The sequence below is a fragment of the Nocardia sp. No.11 genome (assembly GCF_038752175.1).
Taxonomy (GTDB): Bacteria; Actinomycetota; Actinomycetes; order Mycobacteriales; family Mycobacteriaceae; genus Nocardia; species Nocardia canadensis.
In genome coordinates, this window is record NZ_JBCGFB010000065.1 from 1 (window position 1) to 25,556 (window position 25,556).

At 71.4% G+C, this 25,556-nt stretch carries 26 protein-coding genes and 1 pseudogene; 18 read left to right on the forward strand and 9 right to left on the reverse strand.

Going from position 1 to position 25,556, the window contains the following annotated elements:
• Window positions 1-298 (reverse strand): annotated as a pseudogene (locus V8688_RS19460) (urease accessory protein UreF); the annotation flags it as partial.
• An 83-nt stretch (window positions 299-381) separates the two neighbouring features.
• Entirely contained in the window at window positions 382-1,851 is a 1,470-nt protein-coding gene (locus V8688_RS19465) for an MFS transporter (protein WP_342801410.1), read from the reverse strand.
• Between the two features lie 91 nt (window positions 1,852-1,942).
• Here V8688_RS19465 and V8688_RS19470 point away from each other — a divergent pair, with 91 nt between their 5' ends.
• The 3 genes from V8688_RS19470 (at window position 1,943) to V8688_RS19480 (ending at window position 4,398) form a co-directional block, all read left to right on the forward strand.
• Window positions 1,943-2,632, forward strand: a complete 690-nt coding sequence (locus tag V8688_RS19470) for a TetR/AcrR family transcriptional regulator (RefSeq protein WP_218719772.1) — start codon at window positions 1,943-1,945, stop codon at window positions 2,630-2,632.
• A 34-nt stretch (window positions 2,633-2,666) separates the two neighbouring features.
• Complete coding sequence (locus V8688_RS19475) at window positions 2,667-3,647, forward strand: zinc-binding dehydrogenase (protein WP_342801411.1); 981 nt, start codon at window positions 2,667-2,669, stop codon at window positions 3,645-3,647.
• Between the two features lie 73 nt (window positions 3,648-3,720).
• A complete protein-coding gene (locus V8688_RS19480) occupies window positions 3,721-4,398 on the forward strand; it encodes a methyltransferase domain-containing protein (RefSeq protein WP_218719774.1) in 678 nt (225 codons plus the stop codon).
• 24 nt (window positions 4,399-4,422) lie between these two features.
• Here V8688_RS19480 and V8688_RS19485 read toward each other — a convergent pair whose 3' ends face one another.
• Both V8688_RS19485 and V8688_RS19490 read right to left on the reverse strand, forming a co-directional pair.
• On the reverse strand, window positions 4,423-4,767 hold the full coding sequence (locus V8688_RS19485) for a hypothetical protein (RefSeq protein WP_255588147.1): 345 nt from the start codon (window positions 4,765-4,767) through the stop codon (window positions 4,423-4,425).
• Between the two features lie 66 nt (window positions 4,768-4,833).
• Window positions 4,834-6,054 carry a DUF418 domain-containing protein gene (locus V8688_RS19490; RefSeq protein ID WP_316575230.1) on the reverse strand — a complete coding sequence of 407 codons (1,221 nt, stop codon included), beginning with the start codon at window positions 6,052-6,054 and terminating at the stop codon, window positions 4,834-4,836.
• 144 nt (window positions 6,055-6,198) lie between these two features.
• On the opposite strand from V8688_RS19490, the gene V8688_RS19495 reads away from it, so the two are divergent.
• The 9 genes from V8688_RS19495 (at window position 6,199) to V8688_RS19535 (ending at window position 14,084) form a co-directional block, all read left to right on the forward strand.
• Window positions 6,199-6,603 carry a hypothetical protein gene (locus tag V8688_RS19495; RefSeq protein ID WP_342801412.1) on the forward strand — a complete coding sequence of 135 codons (405 nt, stop codon included), beginning with the start codon at window positions 6,199-6,201 and terminating at the stop codon, window positions 6,601-6,603.
• A 79-nt stretch (window positions 6,604-6,682) separates the two neighbouring features.
• A complete protein-coding gene (locus tag V8688_RS19500; RefSeq protein ID WP_342801413.1) occupies window positions 6,683-7,669 on the forward strand; it encodes a zinc-binding dehydrogenase in 987 nt (328 codons plus the stop codon).
• A gap of 84 nt (window positions 7,670-7,753) precedes the next feature.
• Window positions 7,754-8,680: an acyl-CoA desaturase gene (locus V8688_RS19505; protein WP_342801414.1), complete on the forward strand. Its 927-nt coding sequence runs from the start codon at window positions 7,754-7,756 to the stop codon at window positions 8,678-8,680.
• 9 nt (window positions 8,681-8,689) lie between these two features.
• Window positions 8,690-8,953 carry an acyl carrier protein gene (locus V8688_RS19510; RefSeq protein WP_316575232.1) on the forward strand — a complete coding sequence of 88 codons (264 nt, stop codon included), beginning with the start codon at window positions 8,690-8,692 and terminating at the stop codon, window positions 8,951-8,953.
• Complete coding sequence (locus V8688_RS19515; protein ID WP_342801415.1) at window positions 8,950-9,843, forward strand: cyclopropane-fatty-acyl-phospholipid synthase family protein; 894 nt, start codon at window positions 8,950-8,952, stop codon at window positions 9,841-9,843. Before V8688_RS19510 ends, V8688_RS19515 begins: the two co-directional genes overlap by 4 nt.
• The gene (locus tag V8688_RS19520; RefSeq protein ID WP_218719781.1) at window positions 9,840-11,081 is read left to right on the forward strand and encodes a cytochrome P450; all 1,242 of its coding nucleotides are present in this window, start codon (window positions 9,840-9,842) and stop codon (window positions 11,079-11,081) included. Before V8688_RS19515 ends, V8688_RS19520 begins: the two co-directional genes overlap by 4 nt.
• Window positions 11,078-12,790 carry a fatty acyl-AMP ligase gene (locus V8688_RS19525; protein WP_218719782.1) on the forward strand — a complete coding sequence of 571 codons (1,713 nt, stop codon included), beginning with the start codon at window positions 11,078-11,080 and terminating at the stop codon, window positions 12,788-12,790. Before V8688_RS19520 ends, V8688_RS19525 begins: the two co-directional genes overlap by 4 nt.
• The gene (locus tag V8688_RS19530; protein WP_218719783.1) at window positions 12,787-13,230 is read left to right on the forward strand and encodes a PaaI family thioesterase; all 444 of its coding nucleotides are present in this window, start codon (window positions 12,787-12,789) and stop codon (window positions 13,228-13,230) included. Before V8688_RS19525 ends, V8688_RS19530 begins: the two co-directional genes overlap by 4 nt.
• Window positions 13,227-14,084 (forward strand): alpha/beta fold hydrolase, encoded by an 858-nt coding sequence (locus V8688_RS19535; RefSeq protein ID WP_342801416.1) that lies wholly within the window; start codon window positions 13,227-13,229, stop codon window positions 14,082-14,084. Before V8688_RS19530 ends, V8688_RS19535 begins: the two co-directional genes overlap by 4 nt.
• 116 nt (window positions 14,085-14,200) lie before the next feature.
• Here V8688_RS19535 and V8688_RS19540 read toward each other — a convergent pair whose 3' ends face one another.
• Entirely contained in the window at window positions 14,201-15,175 is a 975-nt protein-coding gene (locus tag V8688_RS19540) for an EamA family transporter (protein WP_342801417.1), read from the reverse strand.
• A 78-nt stretch (window positions 15,176-15,253) separates the two neighbouring features.
• Between V8688_RS19540 and V8688_RS19545 the strand changes: the two genes are divergently transcribed.
• Window positions 15,254-16,135: a LysR family transcriptional regulator gene (locus tag V8688_RS19545; protein ID WP_342801418.1), complete on the forward strand. Its 882-nt coding sequence runs from the start codon at window positions 15,254-15,256 to the stop codon at window positions 16,133-16,135.
• 48 nt (window positions 16,136-16,183) lie between these two features.
• Here V8688_RS19545 and V8688_RS19550 read toward each other — a convergent pair whose 3' ends face one another.
• The 4 genes from V8688_RS19550 to V8688_RS19565 are packed head-to-tail and all read right to left on the reverse strand — an operon-like array spanning window position 16,184 to window position 21,223.
• A complete protein-coding gene (locus V8688_RS19550) occupies window positions 16,184-17,440 on the reverse strand; it encodes a cytochrome P450 (RefSeq protein ID WP_218719786.1) in 1,257 nt (418 codons plus the stop codon).
• A 29-nt stretch (window positions 17,441-17,469) separates the two neighbouring features.
• Complete coding sequence (locus tag V8688_RS19555; protein ID WP_218719787.1) at window positions 17,470-18,768, reverse strand: FAD-dependent monooxygenase; 1,299 nt, start codon at window positions 18,766-18,768, stop codon at window positions 17,470-17,472.
• On the reverse strand, window positions 18,765-19,988 hold the full coding sequence (locus V8688_RS19560) for a cytochrome P450 (RefSeq protein ID WP_218719788.1): 1,224 nt from the start codon (window positions 19,986-19,988) through the stop codon (window positions 18,765-18,767). The genes V8688_RS19555 and V8688_RS19560 overlap by 4 nt, the downstream gene beginning before the upstream one ends.
• Window positions 19,985-21,223 (reverse strand): cytochrome P450, encoded by a 1,239-nt coding sequence (locus tag V8688_RS19565; RefSeq protein WP_342801419.1) that lies wholly within the window; start codon window positions 21,221-21,223, stop codon window positions 19,985-19,987. Before V8688_RS19565 ends, V8688_RS19560 begins: the two co-directional genes overlap by 4 nt.
• Window positions 21,224-21,436: 213 nt before the next feature.
• Here V8688_RS19565 and V8688_RS19570 point away from each other — a divergent pair, with 213 nt between their 5' ends.
• Genes V8688_RS19570 through V8688_RS19590 form a run of 5 tightly spaced genes read left to right on the forward strand, consistent with a single transcriptional unit; the run spans window position 21,437 to window position 25,553 of the window.
• The gene (locus tag V8688_RS19570; RefSeq protein ID WP_342801420.1) at window positions 21,437-23,089 is read left to right on the forward strand and encodes an AMP-binding protein; all 1,653 of its coding nucleotides are present in this window, start codon (window positions 21,437-21,439) and stop codon (window positions 23,087-23,089) included.
• 40 nt (window positions 23,090-23,129) lie between these two features.
• On the forward strand, window positions 23,130-23,918 hold the full coding sequence (locus V8688_RS19575; RefSeq protein ID WP_218719791.1) for a ferritin-like domain-containing protein: 789 nt from the start codon (window positions 23,130-23,132) through the stop codon (window positions 23,916-23,918).
• Window positions 23,918-24,463 carry a PaaI family thioesterase gene (locus V8688_RS19580; RefSeq protein WP_218719792.1) on the forward strand — a complete coding sequence of 182 codons (546 nt, stop codon included), beginning with the start codon at window positions 23,918-23,920 and terminating at the stop codon, window positions 24,461-24,463. Before V8688_RS19575 ends, V8688_RS19580 begins: the two co-directional genes overlap by 1 nt.
• On the forward strand, window positions 24,460-24,723 hold the full coding sequence (locus V8688_RS19585) for an acyl carrier protein (RefSeq protein WP_218719793.1): 264 nt from the start codon (window positions 24,460-24,462) through the stop codon (window positions 24,721-24,723). The genes V8688_RS19580 and V8688_RS19585 overlap by 4 nt, the downstream gene beginning before the upstream one ends.
• The gene (locus tag V8688_RS19590; RefSeq protein ID WP_218719794.1) at window positions 24,720-25,553 is read left to right on the forward strand and encodes a class I SAM-dependent methyltransferase; all 834 of its coding nucleotides are present in this window, start codon (window positions 24,720-24,722) and stop codon (window positions 25,551-25,553) included. The genes V8688_RS19585 and V8688_RS19590 overlap by 4 nt, the downstream gene beginning before the upstream one ends.
• The last annotated feature ends 3 nt before the right edge of the window (window positions 25,554-25,556 follow it).

A 25,556-nucleotide genomic window follows, 5' to 3' on the forward strand; every position in this document is an offset into this window, starting at 1 on the left:
GGCCCTGCGCGCGCGAGGCCGCCCGCGCGGCGGGCGAGGGCGTCCTGGCATCGGCTTCGAGCTCGGCGCGTTCCGGGGTGAGCGTCGCCCCGCACACGGCGGCCGCGAGCGAGGCGGCGACCAGGCCTGAGGTGGCGATCCGCCGGCGCAGATACAGCTCGACACCGGCGGTGTCACGCACCAGCCCCGCCGCCACCGCTTCCTCGACACCGCCGGAGTGCACGTGCCCGCCGATGGGCAGGCGCGAATCGGCCAGGGCGAGCAATGTCGCCAGGCCCGCCGCACCCTCGTTTCGCATCCGCCGATCCTATGCAACGGATCTGGACATCCGCCCGGTGAGGGCGCACAGTGGCGCCGGTCACCCCGCCGCTCGGTCGTGGGTCAGCGGGCGCTGCGCGCCGATCGCCAGGCCAGCGCCGCCATCGCGATCAGCAGCAGCGCGCCGCCCGCGGTCGCGACATGCATGCCGCTGACGAAGGACTCGCGCGCCGCGTCGATCAGGCCGGTGTCGCCGTTCGCCTCGGCGACGGTCTCCCCGAGGGTCTCGCCGAAGTCACCGCCCGACCGGAAGACCAGCGCCGCCACCGAGCCGAGCAGCGCCAGCCCGAGCGCGTTGCCGAGTTCGAAGCTGGTCTCGGAGATGCCGACCGCCGACCCGGCCCGCTCGGCGGGCACGGCCGAGACCGCCACGTCCGAGACCAGCGTGAACGAGATGCCGTAGCCGATACCGGCGATCACCGACCCGAGGATGTACCACGGCAGCCCACCGTCGACACCGACGCCGAGCAGCATCAGATTGCCCAGGGCCGACATCACCAGCGCGAGGGTGAAGGTGGCCCGCACGCCGAGCGCGCGCCCGACCCGCGCTCCGCTCATCGAGAACACGAACACCGCGATCGCCATCGGGATACCGAGCAGCGCCGCCTGCAGCGGGTCACGCCCGGTCACCGACTGCAGGTAGATGCTGGTCAGGTAGCTCATCGCGGCCAGCGACATCATGCCGACCAGGCTCGCGCCGATCGCGACCCGGAACAGCGGTCGGGTGAACAGGCTCAGGTCCAGCAGCGGCTCGCTCAGCTGACGCTGCCGGTGCACGAACGCCGCCAGCACCAGCACGCCGATCGCCGCGATCCCCAGCGAGGCGAGGTCGAAGCCCTCGGCCGCGAGGTGCTTGATCCCGTAGACCACCGGCAGGATGCCGCCGATCGAGAGCACGACGCTGGGCAGATCGAGCGGGCCGAGCGCGGTCGAGCGGTGCTCGGGCAGCAGGATCGGCCCGAACACCAGCAGGATCGCCAGCACCGGGATGTTGATCAGGAACACCGAGCCCCACCAGAAGTGGTGCAGCAGCAGGCCCCCGATGATCGGGCCGACGGCCGAGCCGCCGGCGAAGAACGCGGTCCAGACGCCGATCGCGGTCGCCCGTTGCCGGGCGTCGGGGAACAGGCTGGAGATCAACGCGAGGCTCGACGGCAGCAGGGTCGCGCCGCCGATGCCCATCAGCACGCGCGCGGCGATCAGGACCGGGGCGCTGGGCGCGAACGCGGCGAGCACCGAGGCGAGGCCGAAGATGGTGGCGCCGACGAGCAGGATGTTGCGCCTGCCGATCCGGTCGCCGAGGTTGCCCATCGTGATGAGCAGGCCGGCCAGCATGAACCCGTAGATGTCGAGGATCCAGAGTTGCTGGGAGGCACTGGGATCCAGGTCCGCGGTGAGGGTCGGCATGGCGAGGAACAGCACCGAGATGTCCATCGACACCAGCAGCACCGGCAGCAGCAGCACGCCCAACCCGAGCCATGCGCGGCGTCCACCGGCGACTGCGGTGGGCACCGCCGGGTCCAGCTTCGTCATTCCGACATCCTTCCAGGGGTTTGCGTACACCGTACGCGGGGAACGGGTACAGTGTACGCAGCAAAAGGCAAAACGGAAAGCGAGTCATGGGATGACTGACGCGAAGCTCACACGCACCGCGATCGTCGACGCCGCGATCACCCTCGCCGACGCCGACGGACTCGACGCGGTGTCGATGCGCCGCATCGCCGACCGGCTCGACGTCGGCACCATGTCGCTGTATCGCCACGTGGCCAACAAGGACGAACTGATCGCGGCCATGACCGACGAGATCGCGGCCCGCCATCCCTACCCGGATCCGACCGGCCAGGGCTGGACCTGGCGTGACCGGGTCCGCATCGCCGCCGAGATCGATTGGCAGCTCTACCAGCAGCATCCCTGGGTGCTGCTGACCTTCGCCGTCCCCCGCTACAGCTTCGGCCCACAGGGCCTGACCAGCCTCGCCTGGCTGGTCGAGGGCCTGCGCGCGCTCGACGTCTCGGCCCGCGAGGCCACCACGATGGCCTTCACGGTCTGGAACTACATCTCCGGCGCCAGCCTGCCGGTGGTCGGCGGTGCCCTGCTGACCGAGAAGCGCACCGCCACCGACGACGCGAACGGCCTGCGCGATCTCCTCGACGGCACGCCGTCGTCGCCCGTGCCGCCCGCGCTGGCGGAGCTCAACGGCGCCGGGGTGAGCGAGCTGACCTCCGAGGACCTGCTGTTCCTCGGCTTGGACGCCCTCTGCGACGGTTTCGCGGCCCGCGCCGAACGCCGTGCCGCCGTGGACGGGCGGGCTTGACCTCGAGCGCCATTCAGGTTGAACAGTGGGTGGCATGCACGCAATCCGACTGCACGAATTCGGTCCGGCCACCAACCTCCGCTACGAGTCCGTTCCCGATCCCGAGCCGGCGCCCGGCCAGGTGCGCATCGCGGTGGCGGCCTGCGGCGTCCACCTGGTCGACACCGCCCTGCGCCGGGGCGAGCCCGGCCCCTTCCCGGTCCCGTCACTGCCGACGGTGCCGGGCCGTGAGGTCGCCGGCACCGTCGACCGGGTCGGTGCGGGTGTCGACGCGCGGCTGCTGGGCACACGGGTGGTCGCGCATCTGGGCGCCGCCCCCGGCGGGTACGCGGAGTTCGCGACGGCCGACGCCGACCGGCTGCTGACCATCCCCGACGGCGTGTCCCCGAGCACAGCGGTGGCGATGCTCGGGACCGGGCGCACGACCCTGGGCATCCTGCTGTTCACCGAGCTCGACGCCGACAGTGTCGCGGTGGTGCCCGCCGCGGCCGGTGGGATCGGCACCCTGCTCGTGCAGTACGCCGTCGCGGCGGGCGCGACCGTGGTCGGACTGGCGGGCGGCCCGGACAAGGTGCTCCGGGTCGCGGCGAACGGCGCCGCTATCGCGGTCGACTACACCGCCGAGGACTGGCAGGGCACGGTCCGCGCTCAGCTGGGCGGGCGCACCGCGACCGACGTGTTCGACGGTGTCGGCGGCGCGGTCGGCGCCGCCGCGGTCGAACTGCTCGGCTCCGGCGGCAGGCACCTGGTCTTCGGCTGGTCCAGCGGCGCGCCGACCGCCGTCGATCCGGACGCACTGGCCACGCGGGGCATCACCTCCCGATCGGTGCTCGGTCCGGCGATGCTGGAGCGCGCCGGCGGCGACCTGCTGCCGCTGTCGCGGCGGGCACTGACCGCCGCCGCCGACGGCCTGTTCCGGCCCGCCCTCACCGAGTTCCCGCTCGCGGAAGCAGCGCGGGCGCACGAATCCCTCGAAAACCGTTCGACCACAGGAAAAGTCGTGCTGATTCCCTGATTCGCCGAATCCTTTCCCGCGGCTCGCCGAATGTCGTGCGGCGGTCTCGCGCGCGGTGGTGGAGACTGGAACCATGACCGACGCGCAGCCGTCCGCCGACCGTCGACTCGCCGCCCAGGCGCTGGCGGCCGACGATCCGACCGGCTGGTTCGAACCGCTCTACGCCGAGGCCGCGGCGGGGACCTCGGTCGTTCCGTGGGACCGCGACGAACCCAATCCGCTGCTGGTCGACTGGTTCACCACCACCCCGACGCCCCTGGGCCGCCGCGCTCTGGTCATCGGCTGCGGGTACGGCGTCGACGCCGAGTTCGTTGCCGCGCAAGGCATCCGGACCACCGCCTTCGACATCTCGCCCACCGCCATCCGCGGCGCCCGCACCCGCTTCCCGCAGTCCCCGGTCACCTACAAGGTCGCCGACCTGCTGCACCCACCCGCCGCCTGGCTCGCCGCCTTCGACCTGGTCGTGGAGTCCATCACCATCCAGTCCCTGCCCCCGTCCGTCCGCGCGGCCGCGATCGCCGCCATCCGCGGTTTCCTGGCCCCCGACGCCACCCTCCTGGTCATCGCCGACATCGCCACCACCCCGGCCCCGGGCCCACCCTGGCCCCTCACCCCCGCCGACATGAACGCGATCGCCACCCCCGACCTCATCCCGATCCGCATCGAACGTCTCCCCCGCCCCGACACCCCGGGCCGCCACCGCTGGCGTGCCGAATTCCATCGCCCCGCGGCCACGGACACCTCTGCCTGACCGACACCGCTACGCCGCCCCGAGTCAGCGCGACGCCGGCGCATCGCCAGAGCCTGCCGCCGTGGTTCGGACTCCTCGCCAGCCGGCCCAGCTCAGCACAAGTCCGGCCAGCAGTCCGAGCATGGCGGGTACGGCGACCAGACCGATGCGCAATCGCACCGTCGGGTCATCGAGGCTCCCCCTCGGCTCCACGTCGACACTTCCCGCTGTCCCGGACCACGGCTCATAGCTGCCGCCGTAGACCACGAAGACGTCGATGTCGCTCACCCACCATTCGAACAGGCCCATCGCGGCCAGCCCGCATCCGAGACCGAGCGTGGTGAACGCGAGAATCGTGCGAGCGCGGGAGCTCGGCATAGCGGTCGTCATGGCCCCAGTGAAGCAGCATCGACCGCAGCCCGGTCGCAGTCTCGGCGGTCGCGACGGCCCCGCCGGCTATCGGGCTTGTACCGCAACCGATTCGGTCGGCCGGCGCCACGCCGGGACGGTCAGGTAGGTCGCGGCACGCAGCACCCATTCGATCGGCCCGTACGGGTGACCGCGCAGCCACCACGAGCTCAGGGCCAGCTGGGCGGCGAAGGTGAGCAGGCCGATGCCCACGACGCCCAGGGGCGGGATGTCGTCGGCCAGGGCGAAGCCGTAGCCGGTGTAGACCACCATGAGCACGATCGATTGGCCGATGTAGTTCGACGCCGCCATCCGGCCCGCCGGTGCGAGCCGGGCGGCGAAGCGGCTCGTGCGGGCCGACCGGGCGAGCCGCACCACCACGGCGACGTAGGCGAAGGTCATCACGGGGCCGACGAGGTATTGCAGCCCGTGGATCAGCGCGGGCGCGTTCCACCAGCCCATGACGTCGGCGAAGGTGAGTGCCGAGATGGGCAGGCCGAGGCCGAAACCGACCACCAGCGCGCGGGCTGACCAGCGGCGCACGGTGTCGGGGTCCTCGAACAGGTTCCGCTTGCCCGCCGCCATGCCGAGCAGGAACATGGCGAAACTCGGAATGCCCTGGGCGAACCAGATCAGCAGCAGGAAGATCGGAGCGAGGGCGGTCTGCGCCGCGAAGGTGTCGGCGAAGCCGCCGGTGTAGTCGGCGGCCAGCTTCGGCAGGTCGAAGAACTCGCCGAGGCCGAGGATGCTCGTCTCGCCGGGCAGGAAACTCCACACCGACCACACCGTGTAGAGCACCACCCCGGTGACGACGGCGGTGCGCGGCCGCAGCTTGCGCAGCAGGATCAGGTGCAGGCACAAGAACGCGTACAGGGTGAGGATGTCGCCGATCCACAGCAGATACACGTGGACGAGCCCGATCGCCATCAGCGCGGCGCAGCGCCGCAGCAACCGCCGCGCTGGCGCGACTCCGGCGCGTTCGGCCGCCGCGATCTGCAGGGTGAACGAATACCCGAACAGGAACGCGAACAACAGGTAGAACCGGCCGGTGAACAGGGCGTCGACGGTGGCGCGCACCAGGTGGTCGGCCGTGCCGTCGAACCGGGGCACCGGTGCGTCGCGGGTCCCGGTCGCCGACCACAGTGTCGTCGCCACGATCAGGTTGGTGATCAGGATGCCGAACAGGGCGAACCCGCGCAGGATGTCGACCTCGGCGATCCGTCGACCGGAAGATACTGTGGGCGACCGCGTTCCGAGTGCCTCAGCCATGGGGTGAGCGTAGGCGCGGTGGCGGGTCCACTTCGTCCACCGTGCGGGCTATTTTCAGCCGCTACCGCCGCCGTACCCCATCCACCCTGCGGCGTATTGACTTCCCCCGCCGGGCCTGCCACGGCGCCCACCTAGACTGCGGGAGTGTCGCATTCCCTTCCGGTCCGCCCCGAGCTGTCGGCGGCCGTCGAATCCCTGCACGCCGACCTCGCCCGATGGCTGGGCACCGCCGCGCCGGTCGAGGTGTTCGACCGCTTCGCCGCCGCCCAGCACCCGGACTTCACCATGGTGACCACCACCGGCGCGGTCCTGGCCCGCGACGAGCTGCTCACCGGGCTGCGCGGTGCCCGCAACGCACAGCCCGGCCTGGCGATCGAGATCACCGAGCTCGAATGCCTCCTCGACGACGACACCGTGGTGATCCGCTTCCTCGAACGCCACCTGTCCGGCGACGCCGCGACCGCCCGCCGCGTCACCGCGGTCCTTGTCCCCGACGACCGCGCCGGGCAGCAGCGCTGGCGCACCGTCCACGAGACGCCCCTGGCCTGACCGGGCCGCCGCGCCCGCGGTGCCACAATGGAACGCGAACATGCTCGTGCAGGGACTCGCAACCACCACGGAGGCGGACATGCAGGCAGTTGTCATCGACCGGTTCGGCGATCCGAAGGACGTGCTCACCGCGCAGGAGGTGCCGCCGCCGGAGCCGGGACCGGGCGAAGTGCGGATCGCGATGACGCTGTCACCGATTCACAATCACGACCTGGCCATCATTCGCGGTGTCTACGGGTACAAACCGCCGCTGCCGGCCATCCCCGGCACCGAGGCGGTCGGCGTGGTCGACGCGGTGGGGCCCGGCGCGGGCGGGGTCGCGGTGGGACAGCGGGTCGCCGTGGCGGGCGCTCGCGCGGCCTGGGCCGACTTCGTCGTCGTCCGGGGTGAGCAGGTCGTGCCGATGCCGCCGCAAGTCCCCGACGGCACCGCCTGCCAGCTGCTGGCCATGCCGCTGAGCGCGCTGATGCTGCTCGACGATCTGCACGTGCACCCCGGGCAGTGGATCACGGTGAACGCCGCCAACGGCGCGGTCGGCCGGCTGCTCAACCTGTTCGCCCAGCAGCGCGGCGTGCGGGTGCTGAGCCTGGTCCGCGGGCCGGACTCGGTGCGGGCCCTCGAACAGTTCGGCTACGGACCGGTGATCGACACCGAGACCGAGAACTGGGCGACCCGTGCGGCCGAGGTCACCAACGGCGAGCCGATCGTGCGGGCGGTCGACCAGGTCAGCGGCCCCGCCGCGGGCGCGCTGATGTCGCTGCTGGCGCCGCGCGGTGAACTGATCTCCTTCGGCGCGCTGTCGGGTCAGCCGCTGGTCATCGACACCGGCGCCGTCATCTTCAAACAGGCCGTGGTGAAAGGCTTCTGGGGCCAGCAGCGCTCCAGCGAGATCGAGCGCGCCGACTACGTGCGCCTGATCACCGAACTGGTCGGCCTGGCCGCCGCGGGCACCTTGCGGCTGGAGGTGCAGGCCGAGTTCCCGCTCGACCGCGCGGGCGAGGCGGCGGTCGTGTCCGAGACCCCCGGCCGCAACGGCAAGGTGGTGCTGCGCGCGGGCGCCCGCTGACCCCATCATCCACAAGTTCGATCCCACGATCGAAGCCCACGGCGACCCGACGCCGTGGGCTTCGCCCGTTGTTACGGTCCGACCATGACGCGAGAAGACACCTCGCCGCGGAAGAAGACGATCAGCAACCCCTACATCCATCGACTGCAGCGCAGGCACTTCCTGCTCTTCGATGTCGCGCCGATCGTGGGAACCCTTGCCGCGCTGGCCTTCCTGTTCGTGCGCCCGCTCGGCGCCGTGGAGCTGGGGCTGCTGTTCGGGATGTGGCTGCTGACCGGTCTCGGCATCACCGTCGGCTACCACCGCCTGTTCACCCATCGCACCTTCCGCACCACGCCCGCGGTCGCGGCCGTGCTGGCGGTGTTCGGGTCGATGGCCGGGCAGGGCCCGGTGGTGTCGTGGGTGGCGCTGCACCGGCGCCATCACGAATACAGCGATCGCGAGGGAGATCCGCACTCCCCCAACCTCTCCGGTGACGGTCTGCGCGGCGCGCTGCGCGGGCTGGCGCATTCGCACTTCCTGTGGATGCGCCGCCACGAGTACCCGAACATCGTCCACTACGCCCCCGACCTGATCAAGGACCGGTCGCTGGTACGGGTGGCGCGGCTGTACTACTGGTGGGTGGGCCTGGGTCTGCTGCTGCCCGCCGTGCTGGGCGGACTGCTCACCCTGAGCTGGACCGGCGCCGTGAGCGGTCTGCTGTGGGGTGGGTTCGTGCGGATCTTCCTGCTCGAGCACATCGTCTGGGCGATCAACTCGTTCCTGCACATGATGGGGACCCGCCCGTATCAGTCCAGGGAGAACAGCCGCAACGGCGGCGTGTTCGCGCTGATCACGCTCGGCGAGTCGTGGCACAACAATCATCACGCCTTCCCCGAGTCACCGTCGTTCGGATTGCACTGGTACCGGCTCGATCCCGGCTACTGGCTGATCTGGACGCTCGAAACCTTCGGTCTGGCCTGGGATCTGAAGATCCCCTCGGCCGACCGGCTGGCCGCCAAACGCGCATGAGGAGCTGTCGTGGACACCAGTAGAGAAGCCATCGTCACGTGGTGCCAGGAGTATCTCGGGCAGCTGCTCGAGGTCCCGGCGAGCACCATCGACCCGCTCGCCGACTTCGACCGTCTCGGTGTCGATTCCGCGCTGGCGGTCGCCCTGCTCATCGAGGTGGAGGAGCAGTTCGGCGTCGACCTGTCGCCCGAGGACCTCTACGAGAACCCGACGCTGGACGCGGTCGCCGGGCATCTGCACGAGCGGCTGACCGCGAACGCGGGCCGCCGGTGACCGAGCCGGCCGATGCCCGCGCCGACGCCGCGGCCGCGGCGATCCGGCACCACTACGACATCGGCAACGCCTTCTACCGCCTGTGGCTGGACACATCGCTGAGCTACTCGTGCGCCATGCCCGCCACTCCCGTCGACACCCTCGAGTCCGCGCAGGACCGCAAGCTCCGCCACCACCTGAGCGCGATCGACGCCGACCGGGCGGAGTCGGTGCTCGACATCGGCTGCGGCTGGGGCGCGGTGCTCGCGCGCGGCAGCCGCGAGCACGGTGTGGCGCGGATGGTCGGGCTGACCCTCAGCGACGAACAGGCCGAGCATGTCCGGGCGCTGGCGCTGCCGGGCGTCGAGGTGCGGACCGAGAGCTGGGTGCACTACGCGCCGGAGGCTCGCTTCGACGGGATCATCTCGATCGGCGCGTTCGAGCACTTCGCGCGGCCCGACGACACCCCGGCCGCCAAGATCGCGGTGTACCGGGAGTTCTTCACCCGCTGCCGGGACTGGCTCACCGCCGACGGCACGCTGTCGCTGCAGACGATCGCCTACGGCAACATGCGCCGCGAGCAGGCCAGCGCTTTCATGCAGCAGGAGATCTTCCCCGATGCCGACCTGCCGACCCTCGCCGAGATCACCGCGGCCGCCGACGGGCTCTTCGAGATCGTCGGGCTCACCGACGACCGGCTCGACTACGCCTGGACCTGCGCGCAGTGGGCGCGCCGGCTGCGCGAACACCGGGCCGAGGCCGTCGCGCTGGTCGGCGCGGAGACCGTCGCCCGGTACGAGCGCTATCTGAAGCTGTCGGCGCTGGGCTTCCGGATGGGCAAACTCGGCCTGTTGCGCATCGTCGCCCGTCCCTATCCGGAGACCTTCTTCTCGCGCCGGGGGCGAGGATGACGCTGTCCGCGCCGCGCCCGTCGATCCGGTTCAACCCGTTCAGCGCCGAGTTCCGGCGTGATCCCTACCCGGCGTACCGAGCGCTGCGGGAGTCGCGGCCGGTGCACAAGACGCTCGGCATGTGGGTGCTGACCCGGCACGCCGACGCGCGAACCGTGCTGCACGACAAAACCTTCAGCGCGGGGCTGATCCCACGGCTGGTGACCGAGCAGGCCCGCAGGCTCGGTCAGCCCGAGGTCGCGCGGATCGAACGCCTCGGGCGCACCTCGCTGGTGTTCACCGACAACCCCGAGCACGCCCGCCTGCGCGGCCTGGTGAACAAGGTGTTCACGGCGCGCACGATCGCGACCCTGGAACCCCTGGTGGCCTCCATCGCCGACCGGCTGCTGCGGCCCGCGATCGCCGCGGGCCGGGCCGAGGTGATCACCGACCTGGCCGGACCGCTCCCGGTCGCGGTGCTGTGCGAGTGGATGGCGCTGCCGCCCGCCCTGCACGCCTGGGTCGGTGGCTGGACGCACGACATCCGCTTCCTGCTCGAGCCCGGCCTGATGAAGGCCGAGGACCTGACCCGCGTGCGCACCGTGGTGGAGTTGTTCGCCGACGCACTGGCCGAGGTGCTCGCCGAACGCCGCGCCGCCCCCGGTGACGACTTGATCAGCCGCCTGCTCGCCGCGCGCACCGCGGGCGGGGACCGCCTGACCGACGAGGAGCTGATCTTCGTCTGCATCATGTGTTTCGTCGCGGGCACCGAGACCACAAAGTCGCTCATCGGCACCGCCACCCTGGCTCTGCTGCGGCACCCGGATCAGGCCGCCATGGTGCGGCGGTCCCCCGACTCGCTGCGCGCCGCGGTCGCGGAAGCCCTGCGCTACGACGCGCCGCTCCAGCTGACCAAGCGGCTGGCCACCCGGGACGTGACGATCGGCGGGGAGACGATCCGCGCGGGCGAGCATGTCCTGGTGTGTCTGGGCGCGGCGAACCGCGATCCCGAGATCTTCGCTCGCCCCGACGAATTCGACATCACCCGGACGCCGGGGAATCACCTGGCCTTCGGGCACGGCATGCACGGCTGCCTCGGGGGCGCCCTCGCCGAGCTCCAGACCCGGATCGCCCTGGACGCCCTCCTGCGCAGGCATCCGCGCCTGGCCACACCGGCGGGCGACTTCGCCTGGCAGGAGCACAGTTTCCTGCTGCGCGGCCTCGACAGCCTGCCCGTGTCGTTCGGAGCGAGCCGATGAGCACTCTTCTGCTGCCCGAGGTCCTGCGCGAGCGTGCGCACGCCACCCCCGACCGCGTCGCCTACCGCTTCCTCGACGACACCGGCGCCGAGGCCGGCCACCTCACCTACGCCGAACTGCACGCCAGGGCCATGGCGGTGGCGGCGCAGGTGCGCGCGGTCTGCGCGCCGGGCGAACGAGCGCTACTGGTCTTCCCGCCCGGACTCGACTTCCTCGCCGCCTATTTCGGCTGCCTGTTCGCGCGGGTGATCGCGGTCCCGGTCAATCCGCCGCGCCGCACGCACGTCCAGCACGCGACGCGCTCGATCGTGCGGGATTGCGCGCCCGCCGTGGTTCTCACCGTCACCGGGGCGCTCGAGCCGCTGCGCACCGCGCTGCAACCACTACTGCCACAGGCCGCCTGGCTGACCGTCGACACCCTGACGCGCACCGAGTTCCCCGCCGAGCCGATCGACCCCGGCGCGGTGGCGTTCCTGCAGTACACCTCCGGGTCCACCTCGGCGCCCAAGGGCGTCATGGTCTCGCACAGCAATCTGGCCGCCAACCAGGAGATGATCCGGCACGCCTTCGGTCACGACAGCGGGTCGACGGTGGTCGGCTGGGCGCCGCTGTTCCACGATCAGGGCCTGATCGGCAATGTGCTGCAACCACTCTGGGTGGGCGCGACCAGCGTGCTGCTGTCACCGGCCACCTTCGTGCGCAGGCCGCTGCTGTGGCTGACGGCGATCAGCGAGTACCGCGCGCACTCCAGCGGCGGCCCGAACTTCGCCTTCGACGCGTGCGTCGCCAGGGCCGCCGCCGAGCCCGTGCCCGAGCTGGATCTCACCAGCTGGCAGGTCGCGTTCAACGGCGCCGAGCCGATCCGCCCGGCCACGCTCGCGCGGTTCGCCGAAACCTTCGCCCCGCACGGCTTCCGGGCCACTTCGCTCTACCCCTGCTACGGGCTGGCCGAAGCGACCCTGCTGGTCACCGGCAGCGACAAGGGCCGCGGCCCGCGCACACTGACCGTCGACACCGCCGCGCTCGGTGCCGGGCACTATCGACCCGCCCGACCGGGCACGGCGCGCACGCTGGTCAGTTCCGGGCGGGTCCTGCCCGGTGAACGCGTCCGCATCGTCGACACCGCCACGCTGCGGTCGTGCCCCGCGGGCCGGACCGGTGAGATCTGGGTGACCGGCGACCATGTGGCACAGGGCTATTGGCGGCGCCCCGAGGCGACCGAGGAACTGCTGCGGGCCCGCGCCGCCGACGATCCGCGCACCGCCTGGCTACGCACCGGCGATGTCGGGATGCTGGTGGACGGCGACCTGTATGTCGTCGGCCGGATCAAGGACATGGTGATCATCCGCGGCCGCAATCACTATCCGCACGACATCGAGGACACCGTGCAGTCCGCGCATCCCGCGCTGCGCCACGGCGGCTCGGCGGCCTTCGCCTACCCCGGTGACGCGGGTGAGCGGCTGGTGGTCGTGCAGGAGCTGCGCCGTGACCGGCTCGACGCCGATCCCGCCGAGGTGATCGGAGCGATCCGGGCGGCGGTGATCCGGGAACACGAACTCGCCGTCGGCGACCTGGTGCTGACGCCGCCGGACCAGCTGGCCAAGACGAGCAGTGGCAAGATCATGCGATCGGCCGCCCGCGCGCGGTACGCGGCAGCGGGTTTCGAGGCATGGCCATCCACCCCCGACCAGAGGAGCCCGACCCGATGACGACGCAGGCCCCCAACCCCGATTTCGCCCAGGTCGTTCCCGCCGCGGTGCTGTCCATGCCCGCTGCCGCCCATCTGGGTTTCCATTTCGGACGGATCGCGCCCGGCGAGGTCGAGATCGTGCAGCCGCACCGCCGCGAACTCACCCAGCACGACGGCTACTTCCAGGGTGGTGTGCTCGGCTCGCTCGCCGACTTCGCGGCGGGATCGGCGGCGGGCACCCTGCTGCCGATCGGCTGGATCAATATGACCGTCGACTACACGGTGAAGATCCTCGCTCCCGCCAAGGGCGCGACGGTGATCGCGCGCGGCCGGGTGATCAAGCCCGGTGCGCTGCTCACCATCGCCGCCGCCGAGGTCTTCTCCGTCGAGGACGACGGTGAAACCCTGTGCGCGACAGCGCTGGTCACGATGCGCAATGTGCGCATCGCGACACCGTGACCCGAGAGGCCGTGATCCCGATGCCCTTCGTCGTCGTCGACGGTGTGTCCATCGCCTACACCGACACCGGTACCCCGGCGGGCAAGCCCGACGCGCCCACGGTCGTCTTCGGCCACGGCTTGTTGTTCGGCGGCTGGATGTTCCGCGCCCAGCTGTCATCCCTGCAACTCGACTACCGTTGCGTCACCCTCGACTGGCGCGGCCAGGGCCACACTCCGCCCACGCCCGGCGGCTACGACATGGACACCCTCACCGCCGACGCCGTCGGCGTCCTCGCGGCCCTGCGCACCGGCCCGGTCCACTGGGTCGGTCTGTCCATGGGCGGCTTCGTCGGCCTCCGCCTCGCCGCCCGGCACCCTCGACTCCTGCGTTCCCTCGCCCTCCTCGATACCAGCGCCGACGCCGAAGACCCCACGAAAGTCGCCGAGTACCAGCGCCTCGCGTGGGCGCTGCGCTGGTTCGGCCACCGCCCCGTCCTCGGCCGCGTCGCTCCCCACCTCTTCGGCCCCACCTTCCGCGCCTCCCCGGCCGCTTCCGCGGTCCTGGGTGACTGGTCCCGCCGTCTGGCCGCCACCGACCGCGTCGCCCTCCGCAAAGCCGTCCACGGTGTCACCGCCCGCCCCGCCATCGCCCCCGAGCTCCCGTCGATCACCGCCCCCACCCTCGTCCTCGTCGGCGCCGACGACACCGCGACCCCGCCCTCCTGCGCGGACCGCATCGCCACCCTGATCCCCCACGCCCGCCGCCACCACCTGCCGAACTGCGGCCACTCCAGCACCCTCGAACAACCGCAGCTGGTCACCGAGCACCTCCGCCGCTTCCTCACCGCAGTGGACACCGAATCCGTGCACTGATGTCGATCACGGGCTGCCACTGCGCCACCGCCGTCGACCCGGCCGAGGCCCGATCCGCCGGCACCGGCGCGGGCGCGGCGACGCCGGTCAGCGCAGCCCCGATGGCGAAGAGCGCTTCATCTCGTCCGCCGCCCTGCCCCGGCACACACCGGCGCTGAACTATCTTCGGGCACAGGCATTTCGGCGGCCGATACGACTGGCTTGTCGGGCAGCTGACCGGCCACGATGGCGGCCAGCGCGAGACCGAAGCCGACGAGCTGGACCGGGCCGAGCCATTGGCCGAGCAGGACCGCGCCGAGCACGGCCGCGACCAACGGCGACAGCAACAGCAGCACCGCGACCGAGGTGACCGGCAGCGTGCCCAGCCCGCGGAACCACACGATGTAGGCGAGCAGTCCGCCGCACAGACCCATCCACAGGTAGCCGAGTGCCGCGGGCCCGTCGATCGGGGGTGGCGCGCCCTCGACCAGGGCGGTTACCGGCAACAGGACCAGCCCGCCGGCCGTCAGCTGCCACCCCGCGAAGGCCACGGGGCCGACCCCGGGCGGGCGTCCCCAGCGTTTGGTGAGGGTCAGCCCCAGCGCCATCGATGCCGCGCTCACCAGTCCGGCCGCGACCCCGGTGACGTCGAGCGCCGCACTCGGCCCGAGCACCACCAGCCCCACCCCGGCGACGCCGATCGTCCCCCAGACCAGCCGCCGCGGTGACGGCCGCTCCCCCAGCACCGGCATCGCCAGCACCGCGACCGCCAATGGTTGCGCCGCCGCGAGGGTCGCCGCGACCCCGCCGGGCAGGTGTTCGGCCGCGAGGAACAGCAGCGGGAACGGCACCCCGATGGTGAGTATCCCCAGCACCGCGATCTTCGCCCACCACAGTCCGCGTGGCAGGATCCGGGTGAGCGCGAGCGCGATCAGCCCGGCGGGCAGCGCGCGCAGCAACCCGGCGAACACCGGGTGATCGGGCGGCAGGAGTTCGGTGGTCACCACGTAGGTCGTGCCCCAGGCAGCGGGCGCGAGCGCGGTGATCGCGGTCCGTGTCACCCGCCCCGCGCCGAGGTCACCGGAAGTCGGCCGAGCCACTGAACCTTTCATGGACCCATCGAACCGCGCGACGATCTATGAATCCAACACATGTTTGTCACTGCAACGATCGTGAAGCACGATGGATGCATGGAGCTCCAGCAGATGCGCTACGTCCTCGCCGTCGCCGAGACCGACAGCTTCACCCGGGCCGCCGAGCGGTGCCTGGTCGTGCAGTCGGCCCTGAGCCATCAGATCGCCCGGCTGGAGCGTGAACTGGGCGCGAAACTGTTCGAACGGACGAGCCGCCGGGTCCGGCTCACCCAGGCGGGCGCTGCCTTCCTCCCGGCGGCCCGTCAGTGTCTCGACGCCGCCGAGCGGGCGGCGGCCGAGGTGGCCGCGGCGGTCGGCGAGGTGCGAGGCAGGCTCGCCGTCGGCCTGATCCCGACCGTCGCCGCGGTCGATCTGCCCGCCGCGCTGCGCGAATTCCGGACCGCGTACCCGCACGTGCGGATCAGTTTGCGGGTCGGCGCGAGCGAGGAGCTGGCCGAGCAGGTCGAACAGGGCGTCCTCGATGTCGCCTTCCTCGGCTTGCCGACGACCACACGGCCGAGCGGGGTCGCCGCCCACGAACTCGCGCGCGACAAGCTCGTCGCGGTGGTCGCACCGGGTCACCCGCTCGCCGAGGAACCGAGCGTCGATCTGCGCAGGCTCTCGACCGAGGTCTTCGTCGACCTGCCCGCGGGCACGGCGGGCCGGATCCAATCGGATCTGGCGTTCGCGGCGGCGGGCCTGACCCGCGATGTCGCCTTCGAGGTGACGACCGCCGACTACATCGCCCGCCTCGTCAGCCAGGATTTGTGTGTGGCGATGATGCCCGCCGCCCACGCCCCACAGCTCACCGGCGTGCGCATCGTGACGGTCACCGACGCGCCGAGCCGCGTCGAGTACGTCGTGTGGAACCGCGCCGACCGCAGCCCGGCGGCATCGGCCTTCCTCGCGGCACTGGATGTTCCGACGACCCTGCGCTGACAGCTCCCGGCCCCGCCGGCTGCACCGACGGGGCCGGGAACGACGTGTTCAGGCCGGGGTGACCGCGACCGCCAGCGATTCCAGCCCACGGATGACGACATTGGGCTTGAACGGCGGGTTCTCCGAACGCAATTCGACCGTGCGCACCTTGCGCAGCAGCACGTCGAGCAGGATCTCCATCTCCAGCAGCGCCAGCGGGGCGCCGAGGCAGTAGTGGATGCCGAGGCTGAACCCGAGGTGCTTCTTGGCCGGGTTCATCGGATCGGCGTAGCGGGTCATGTCGACCCGGTCGGGGTCGGGGTAGGCGGCCGGATCGTGATTGGCCGAATTGATCAGCACCACCACACCTTCGCCCTGCTCGAACTCGTGCCCGGCGACGGTGATCGGCCGGGTCGCGGCGCGCGTGGTGATCTGCACCGACGGATCCAGGCGCAGCAGTTCGTCGGGGGCGACGGCCAGCAGTTCGGGACGATCGCGCAGCAGCTGGATCTGGTCGGGGTTGCGCAGCAAGCGCAGCATGCCGGTGCCGATCAGATTGGCGGTGGTCTCGTGACCGGCGACGAAGGTGGTGATGCAGGTCGCGAGGAGCTCCTGCTCGGTGAGCACATCGCCGCGGTCCTCGACCTGCGACAGCACGCTGAGCAGGTCGTCGCGCGGGGTGACGCGCCGCTCGTTGAGCAGCTCACGGAAGTAGCCCATGAACCCGCGCGAGGCGGCGCTGCGGGCGCTCAGGCATTCCTCGGGCAGCGTGTAGTCGTGGTCGAAGCCGCGGGCCAGGTCCTGGGACCACCGGTGGACCTGGTCGTAGGCCTGCTCGGGCACGCCGATCAGCTCGCAGGCAATGATCAGCGGCAGCGGATAGGCGATCTTCTCGACGAGGTCGAATTCGCCCGCGGCCAGGGCGTCGTCGACGAGCTGCTCGCACAGCTGCTCGATCCGGGGGCGCAGCCTGGTCACCATGCGCGGGGTGAAACCCTTGGTGACCAGGTTGCGCAGGCGGGTGTGGTCCGGCGGCTCCATCCACAGGAACGAGGTGGGCAGTTCCTCGGCGGCGTTCTCCGGCGACACCGTGGGGTGCATCATCGCCGCTTCCTCGGCGTGGCTCCACGCGGTGGTGGACAGCACGGCCGCGCAGTCCTCGTAGCGGGTCAGCACATGGTGACCGAGCGGGGTCTGATGGATGGGCCCCGCCTCGCGCAGGACGCGGGCGGGGGCATACGGATCGGCGCGGCCGTCCGGCCCGAACAGCTGGACCAGTGCGGTCTGGACCGCCTGGGCGTCGATCGGGGAAGTCGTGGAGGTCATGGGTGGGTCTCCTGGTTCTCCGGTGGTGGTCAGGGAAGGAGGATGCGGCGCAGCGTGCCCGGCGCGGTGAGCGCGGCGGGCGGGTCGACCAGGTGGGCGACCCGCAGGAAGGTCCTGGCCACGCGCGGATCATGGTGCGCGACCCGCTGCACCCGGCTGACGAAGACAGTGGTGAGCCGGGTCCGGACCGTGCGCCTGCCCGCGACGCCCGGATGCCGCAGATCCGAGCCGGCGGCCAGCTGCCAAGCCACCTCGACCGCGCCGGCGGCGGCCGCGTAATACCGGGCGGGCAGGTCGGTTTCGCCCGTACCGAGGCACTCGCGCAGCGCCGCGGCTTGCAGCGCGGCGACCGTCATGCCCTGGGCGTAGAGGGGATTGAAGGCGCACAGCGCGTCGCCGAGCACGAGCAGCCCGTCCGGCGGGGCGCTCTGGCGGTCGAAGCGGCGGCGCACGGCGGTCCGGAACCGGTAGGGCACCGCGTCGCCGAGCGGCTCGGAGCCGATCACCAGGGTGTGGATGTCGGGGGCCGACAGCGAGGCGGCGTACTCGCGAAATCCCGCGTCGTCGACGGGCGGATGATCGCCGAGCATTCCGGCCAGGGTGACGTGCCACCGATCGCCCTCCACCCGGACCGCGCCGCCGCCGCGCCCGTTCGCGCCGGTCGAGACGATGACCGAGGCCTGTCCGCCGAGCTGACCGGGCCGATGCCGGAAGAACCGCGACGCGTAGCCGAGGTCGACGTCGAGCCGCTCCTCCTCGGGTACCTCGGCTCCGATCGCGGTAAGCCACTGCGTGATCCGTGATCCTCGACCGCCCGCATCGACGACCAGGTCCGCGGACAGGGTCTGCGCGCCCGCCGGGCCGATGACAGTCACCGCGCGCACCCGCCGGGCGTCGCCGACCAGGCCCTGCACGGTGGTGCGGGTCAGCAGTTCGATGCCGCGCAGCCGCAAGGTCCGCCTGCGCAGCACCGTCTCGAGCAGCGAGCGGGTGGCGATCACCGAGGTGAGTCCGGTCGAGCCCGCCGCGAGCCGGGAGCCGCCGACATACCACCGGGTGCCGACCAGCACCTCGGCGACGGTCGCGCCGTCCGAGACCGCCTGCTCGGTGAAGCCCGGGTAGAGCTCCTCCATGACGCGGCGGCCCCGGTCGAGCAGACCGTGCAGGTGCCAGGCCTGCGGAACACCCCGGCGCACAGTCTCTTTCGCGTCGAGCTCGTCGCGTTCGACCAGGGTGACCCGCTCGTAGGTATCGGCGAGCACGCGCGCGGCCAGCAGCCCGGCGACCCCGGCGCCGATGACGATCGCCTGCCCGCGGCGCGCGGTCACAGCGTCACCGGCAGGTGCAGGATGCCCCGGTGGATCAGGCTGGGACGGTAGACGATCGGCGCGTCGGCCAGGGCCAGCTCGGGTGCTCGCGCCAGCAGCGCGAGGATCGCGGCCTCGGCCTCGATCCGGGCCAGCGGCGCGCCCACGCAGTAGTGGATGCCCAGGCTGAACCCGAGATGCTTGCGCGGCGGCCGGTGTCCGGTGAACCGGGTGATGTCGAAGGTGTCGGCGTCGCGGTAGACCCGCTCGTCGCGGTTGGCCGAGCCGGTCAGCACCACGACACCGTCACCGCGGCGGAAGGTGTGCCCGCCCACGTCGGTGTCGTCGAGGGCGACCCGGATCGTGAACTGGGTCGGCGCGTCGTAGCGCAGCATCTCGTCGATCGCGGGCCCGATCAGCTCGGGATGCGCGCGCAGCAGCGCCAGCTGGTCGGGGTGGCGCAGCAGCGCGAGCAGGCCGTTGCCGATCAGGTTGATCGAGGTCTCCATGCCGGCCACGAGCAGCAGCAGCGACATCCCGATCACCTCGGGTTCGGTGGGAAGCTCACCCGAGCCGCTCGCCGCGACGAGGTCGCTGAGCAGGTCGGGGCCCGGCTGCCGCTTCTTCTCGGCGATCAACCGCGCGAAGTACCCCATGCAGGCGATCGCGGCGTCGGTGCGGGCGCTGATGTCGCCGGGACCGAGCAGCGAGTCGGGGTCGCTGCCCCGCGCGATCGCCAACTGCCAGGCGCGGAAGTCGGCTCCGTCGGCCGCGTCCGCGCCGAGCAGGCGCACCGCGACCATGGCCACGGCCAGCGGCACCGCCAGATCGTCTAGCACGTCGAACTCACCGCGATCGAGCGCGGCGTCGATCAGTCCGTCGACCACGGTGCCCGCCAGCGGCGCCAGTTCGCCGATCGTGGCGGGGGTGAACGCTTTCGCCACCAGCTTGCGGTAGCGGCCGTGCTCGGGCGGATCCATCCGGACGAAGGACCCCGGGATGGCGGCGGTGGTGTCGCGGAACGGGCTGATCCCCGCCGAGTAGCCGTGCCCCCAGTCGGTGCCGGTGAGGACCGCGGCGCATTCCTCGTAGCGGGTCACCAGCGTCACCGGGACCTCGCCGAGGGCGAACGGGAACAGCGGCGTCGCCTCGCGCACCCGGTGGTAGGCGGCGTACGGGTCGGCACGGTGCTCGGGCGCGAACGCGTCGAAGGTGAGGTCGGCGGGGACAGCGGTACTCATCGGCCCTCCAGGCTGATTCGCAGTTCGGACATGCCGCGCACGACCACGTTCGGGCGGTACGGCGGTTCGGCGAGCAGTGACATCCGCTCGACCCGGGTGGCCACGGCCCGCAGCACCGCCTGCATCTCCAGGCGGGCCAGCGGTGCGCCGAGGCAGTAGTGCAGGCCGAGACCGAACGACAGATGCCGCTCGGGTCGCCGGCCGGACCCGTAGCGGCCGATGTCGAACCGGTCGGCGTCCGGGAAGGCCCTGGGATCCCGGGCCGCCGAACCGATCAGCACGATCACCGCGTCACCGGGCACGAAGGTCCGGCCGGCGAGCTCGATCTCGTGCCGCGCGGTCCGGGTGGTCAGGTGCACGGGCGGGTCGTAGCGCAGGACCTCGTCGACCGCGGGGACGCACAGCGCCGGATCCTCGCGCAACCGCTGGAACTGATCGGGGTGGCGGATCAGCGCCAGCAGCCCGTTGCCGATCAGATTGACAGTGGTCTCGTGGCCCGCCACCACCAGGATCAGCAGGGTGCCGATCAGTTCGGTGCGGGTCAGCCGCACCCCGGCGTCCTCGGCCTGCACGAGCGCGGTGATCAGGTCGTCGCGGGGGTCGCGGCGGCGCCGGGCGATCAGATCGCCGAAGAAGTCGGTGAACGCGTGCACGGCGGTGGTGCGCGCGGCCAGCTCGACCGGGCTGAGCAGGGTGTCGGGGTCGAGGCCACGGGCGATGTGCGCGGAGATCTCGCGGACGTGGGCATGGGATTCGGCGGGGACACCGAGCAGTTCGCAGATCAGCGTCAGCGGCACCGGGTAGGCCAGCGCCTCGAGCGCGTCGGTCTCGCCTTCGGCCAGCATCGCCGTCAGCAGGCCGTCGACCAGGCGCTCGGCCCGTTCGTGCAGTCCCGCCACGGTGCGCGCGGTGAACGCCCTGCCGACCAGGCCGCGCAGCCGGGTGTGGTCCGGCGGTTCCATCCACAGGAAGGAGCCGGGCAGTTCCACCTCGCTGTCGCCGTGCAGCAGCTGCGGCTCCTCGGCATGACTCCAGCGCGGGTCGCTCAGGATGGTCTGAGCCTCGGCGTGCCGGGGCACGAAGTGGATCCCGTGCGGGCCGGGGACGAACGGGCCCGCCTCCCGCAGCGTCGTGTAACTGCGGTACGGGTCGTGGCGGCAGTGCGGTGCGACGCTCTCCAGCACCGCGATCTGCACCGGGGTCGGGTCGTCGACCGCGACATGATCGGAAGTCACCGGCAGCTCCTACGGCGATAACGGTGCGGGGATTTCGCCGCCCATCGTCGCCGCCGGGCCACCGCGAATTCGTGCAGTATTGTCTGCTCCGATCGGGCGATAGCCGAATATCTTTATCGGGCAGTGCAATTGAACGATCGGCGGTCATTATCGGCGCGCGTATTTCGGAATTCGTTCAGCGCGATTTCATATGGCACTGTTGTCGTTTCCGGCATGAATTCCTCGCGTTCGGGTGAAACGCTCACCACGCTGCTGGCCGGCGTCGCCGCCGCGCATCCGCAGGTGCCCGCGACGTTCTGGTCGGTGTCGGAGCGGGTCGGCTACGCCGAGCTGCGACTGCGCGCGCAGACCACGGCCACGGCGCTGGTCCGGCGCGGGATCGGGCGCGGCGAGCCGGTCGGCGTGCTCAGTCCCAACGCCCCCGAGTTCCTGGTCTCGCTGTTCGGCATCGCCGCGGCGGGCGGGGCGGCCACGCCGCTGCCACTGCCCGCGGGTGCCCGCGCCACGGCCGCCTACCCGGCCAAGCTGGCCGCGATCACCGCCGCCGCCGGCATGCGCACCGTGCTGGTCTCACCGCGCTTCGCCTCGATGATCCCGCTGATCGGCGATATCGGCGTCGAGTTCGTCGACACCACCGACCTGGTCACCGATGTCGTCGCCGACCCGGACACGCTGCCCGAGCACGGACCCGACGACCTGGCGATCGTGCAGTTCACCTCCGGCAGCACCGCGCTGCCCAAGGGCGTGCGGCTCACCCACGCCAATGTGGTGAGCGGGCTGGCCGCGATCCGCACCGGCATCGACCTGAGCCTCGACGACCAGGGTGGCTTCTGGCTGCCGCTGTTCCACGACATGGGCCTGTTCGGCACCTTGTCGGCGGTGCTGCGCGGGATCCCCGCCCACGTCTGGTCCCCGCTGGCCTTCGTCAAGGACCCGGCGCGCTGGCTGAGCGAGTTCGCCTCGACCGCGACCACGATCACCGCCATGCCCAACTTCGGCTACGAGGCACTGCTCGGCGCGATCGGTCCCGAGCAGGTCACCGACTACGACCTGAGCCACTGGCGCATCGCGTTCAACGGCGCCGAGCCGATCTCGGAATCGGTGGTCACCGCGTTCTGCGAACGGTTCGCGCCCGCCGGCTTCGCGCCGTCGACGATGTTCGGCGTGTACGGCATGGCCGAGGCCACCCTGGCCGTCGCCTTCCCGCCGCTGCTGCGCGAGCCGCGCTTCGAGTGGGTCGACCGCGCCCGGCTCTCGGATGCCGCTGTCGCCGAGCCGGTCTCGCGCGGCGAGGACGGCGCGCGGGCGGTCGCCTCCGTCGGTTCGGCGGTCGAGGGGATCGCGCTCCGGATCGTCGACCTCGACACCGGCGCCGACCTGCCCGACGGCCGGGTCGGCGAGATCCGGATCGAGGGCGCGCCCGTCACCGGTGGCTATCTCGCCGTCGATCCCGACGCGGTCGCCGATCGTTTCGTCGACGGCTGGTTGCGCACCGGCGATCTCGGCTACCGCCGCGACGGCGAACTGTTCGTCACCGGACGCTGCAAGGACATGATCACCGTGCGCGGGGTGAACTACTACGCCCAGGACGTCGAGGCCGCGGTCCGCGATCTCGACGGCATCCATCAGGGCCGCTGCACCGCGGCCGTCGAGCCCGACGGCGACGACGTGATCGCGCTGATCGCCGAGACCGAACGCACCGGCGCCGCGGCCGAGGCGCTGGCCGCGGCCATCGTCGCCGCCGTCGCCGCCGAGCTCGGACTCTCCGCCGTGCGGGTGCATCTCGTCGCGCCGCGCAGCATCCCCCGCACCAGTAGCGGCAAGCTCCAGCGGCTGGCCGCCCGCGACCTGATCGGCCGGCGATGACGCCGCGCCGCTCGCCCCTGCGATCGAATGGGAGTGCCTAGTGCACAGCTTCGACATCTTCCGCCACTACGAACGCCTGCACTGGAAACTGAGCGACCTCGACCTGGCCGCCGTCGACCCGACGCTGGTCCGCCCGGAGTACATCACCCTCGCCAAGAGCGCGGCGATGGGCGAGTCCAATGTCATCGCGGCCGTGCACGGTTTCCTCGACGAGTTCGTCGACGACTACGACTTCTCCACCTTCGCGGTGGTGTGGGGCTACCAGGAGGTGCAGCACCACTACGCCTTCCGCTCCTGGCTGGGCGCCATCGGCGAGGACGTCGACGACCGCGCGGTGGACGCGATGCGCGAGCCGTACGCGCCGGGCAGCACGCCCTCGGCGACGCTGGCCACCAACATCATCTCCGAGCTCACCGTCAACCACGTGTACCGCGCGGTGTCGAGCTGGGTGGCCGAGCCGGTGCTGAAGACGTTGCTGCTCAACGCCAGTCGCGACGAAGCCGGGCACGCCCGGGAGTTCATCCACTACACCACCGAACGGCTGAAGCGGCGGCCCGACGAGCTGCCGTCGGTGCTCGAGACGCTCTACGTCTACAGCTCCGAGGCCAAGATCAAGCACCCGGTGAGCACCTTCAAGGCCGGCATCGCCGAGCTCGGCGACCACGAGACCATCGACACCGGTTTCGAGCTGTTCCTCGAGCAGGTCGCCGCCGAGGGCGAGCTGGAGGTCCTGCACGACAAGGTGCGCCGCACCTTCGCCGGCATCACCGGCCTCGACCTGTCCAGCAACGCGAAGGTGCGCCGCGCCCTCGCCGACGCCATCGCGTGATGACCGCAGGCGAACGGCCCGACGCCGTCGAGGTGCCGTGGTCGGTGATCCCCGACTATCACTGCTTCGGCTGTTCCCCGCACAACGCCACCGGGCTGCGTCTGAGCTTCACCCCGCGCGCCGACGGCGCGCTGGAAGCCGCCTTCCGGCTCGGACGCGCGTTCGAGTCCTATCCCGGCGTGGTGCACGGCGGCCTGATCGGCGTCGTGTGCGACGAGGTGATGGGCAACCTGATCGTGCTGGCCCGCCGGGTTCCCGCCTTCACCGTCTCCCAACGCACCCGCTTCCTCACTCCCCTGCTGATCGACCGCGAATACCGCTGTGTGGCAACGCTGCCGCCCGCGCGGGCCGACGGCCCGATCCCCGCGCACGCCGAGATCCTCGACGCGAACGGCGCGGTGTGCGCGACCTCGACGGCCAGCTATCAGCCGTTCGATCTGCATGCCGTCCGCGACCAGCTCACCCTCGACGACGACGAAGTCGCCCTGCTCGACCACGCCCTGTCCACGGCGAACACCCTCTCCCCGAACGGAGCCCGGCCATGACCACCACCTCTGCCGACACCATCCTGCGCACGGTCACCGAGATCGCGATCACCGAGACCGGCCTGACCGCCGCCGAGCTGACCCCCGACGCCGACCTGCGCGCCATGGCGGGCGTGGACTCGGTGCGGGTGCTGCGGATGATCGCCCGCATCGAGCGCACCTTCGACATCGAACTCGACGACGCCGACGTCTTCGGGATGTCCACCCTGGCCGAGGTGACCGCGGTGGTCGAACGGTCCGTGGCCGAGGCGGCCGCATGACCGTCGTCGCCGATACCAATCAGCACTACGATCTCGACCCGGACATCTTCGGGCAGTTCCTCGACCCGCTGCGCAAGTACAGCTCCGCGCTCTACACATCCGACAGCGACACCCTGGAGCTGGCGCAGCGCAACAAGCTGCGCTTCGTCGCCGAGCGGCTCGGTCTGCGCGGCGGCGAGCAGCTGCTCGATGTGGGATGCGGCTGGGGTTCGCTGATCCTGTACATGGCGAGCGAGCTGGGCTGCCGCACGCTCGGGGTCAGCCCGGCGCCGCGTCAGCACGACTACATCGCCGAGCAGGCGGCCGCGCGCGGCGTGGCCGATCTGGTGCGCACCCGGGTCGGGCACTTCGAGCAGCTCGACCTGCCCGCCCGCTCCTTCGACGCTGTCACACTGCTGGGGTCGATCGTGCACATGCCCGATCCCGACGAGGTGTTCCGCCGCGCGCGGGGCGTGCTGCGCCGCGGCGGCACGCTCTACGTCTCGGAGAGCTGCTTCCGTAATGCGGCCACCCGCAGCGCGTTCGACGATCGCGACGGCACCGGCTTCGTCCGCGAGGACATCTTCGGCTTCGGTGAACTGCGGCCGCTGTCGGAGCTGATCGCCGCCGCCGAGAACGCCGGCTTCTCGGTGATCTCGGTCGATGACCTGACCGAGCACTACCGGCGCACCATCGAGGACTGGATCGGCAATGTCGACGCCGCCGCCGAGCGCATCGACGCGCACGGCCCCGGTCTGGCCGCCAAGCTGCGCCACTATCTCGAGATCGCCAACGCGGGCTGGGGTTACACCACCAAGCACTACGCGCTGGTCTGCCGGAATGCCAGGTAGGAC

Excerpts from the sequence above, each read along its gene's own strand:
- V8688_RS19465 (WP_342801410.1), bottom strand. The coding sequence starts at position 1,851 with ATGACGAAGCTGGACCCGGCGGTGCCCACCGCAGTCGCCGGTGGACGC.
- V8688_RS19470 (WP_218719772.1), top strand. The coding sequence starts at position 1,943 with ATGACTGACGCGAAGCTCACACGCACCGCGATCGTCGACGCCGCGATC.
- V8688_RS19475 (WP_342801411.1), top strand. The coding sequence starts at position 2,667 with ATGCACGCAATCCGACTGCACGAATTCGGTCCGGCCACCAACCTCCGC.
- V8688_RS19480 (WP_218719774.1), top strand. The coding sequence starts at position 3,721 with ATGACCGACGCGCAGCCGTCCGCCGACCGTCGACTCGCCGCCCAGGCG.
- V8688_RS19485 (WP_255588147.1), bottom strand. The coding sequence starts at position 4,767 with ATGACGACCGCTATGCCGAGCTCCCGCGCTCGCACGATTCTCGCGTTC.
- V8688_RS19490 (WP_316575230.1), bottom strand. The coding sequence starts at position 6,054 with ATGGCTGAGGCACTCGGAACGCGGTCGCCCACAGTATCTTCCGGTCGA.
- V8688_RS19500 (WP_342801413.1), top strand. The coding sequence starts at position 6,683 with ATGCAGGCAGTTGTCATCGACCGGTTCGGCGATCCGAAGGACGTGCTC.
- V8688_RS19505 (WP_342801414.1), top strand. The coding sequence starts at position 7,754 with ATGACGCGAGAAGACACCTCGCCGCGGAAGAAGACGATCAGCAACCCC.
- V8688_RS19520 (WP_218719781.1), top strand. The coding sequence starts at position 9,840 with ATGACGCTGTCCGCGCCGCGCCCGTCGATCCGGTTCAACCCGTTCAGC.
- V8688_RS19525 (WP_218719782.1), top strand. The coding sequence starts at position 11,078 with ATGAGCACTCTTCTGCTGCCCGAGGTCCTGCGCGAGCGTGCGCACGCC.
- V8688_RS19530 (WP_218719783.1), top strand. The coding sequence starts at position 12,787 with ATGACGACGCAGGCCCCCAACCCCGATTTCGCCCAGGTCGTTCCCGCC.
- V8688_RS19540 (WP_342801417.1), bottom strand. The coding sequence starts at position 15,175 with ATGAAAGGTTCAGTGGCTCGGCCGACTTCCGGTGACCTCGGCGCGGGG.
- V8688_RS19545 (WP_342801418.1), top strand. The coding sequence starts at position 15,254 with ATGGAGCTCCAGCAGATGCGCTACGTCCTCGCCGTCGCCGAGACCGAC.
- V8688_RS19550 (WP_218719786.1), bottom strand. The coding sequence starts at position 17,440 with ATGACCTCCACGACTTCCCCGATCGACGCCCAGGCGGTCCAGACCGCA.
- V8688_RS19560 (WP_218719788.1), bottom strand. The coding sequence starts at position 19,988 with ATGAGTACCGCTGTCCCCGCCGACCTCACCTTCGACGCGTTCGCGCCC.
- V8688_RS19570 (WP_342801420.1), top strand. The coding sequence starts at position 21,437 with ATGAATTCCTCGCGTTCGGGTGAAACGCTCACCACGCTGCTGGCCGGC.
- V8688_RS19580 (WP_218719792.1), top strand. The coding sequence starts at position 23,918 with ATGACCGCAGGCGAACGGCCCGACGCCGTCGAGGTGCCGTGGTCGGTG.
- V8688_RS19585 (WP_218719793.1), top strand. The coding sequence starts at position 24,460 with ATGACCACCACCTCTGCCGACACCATCCTGCGCACGGTCACCGAGATC.
- V8688_RS19590 (WP_218719794.1), top strand. The coding sequence starts at position 24,720 with ATGACCGTCGTCGCCGATACCAATCAGCACTACGATCTCGACCCGGAC.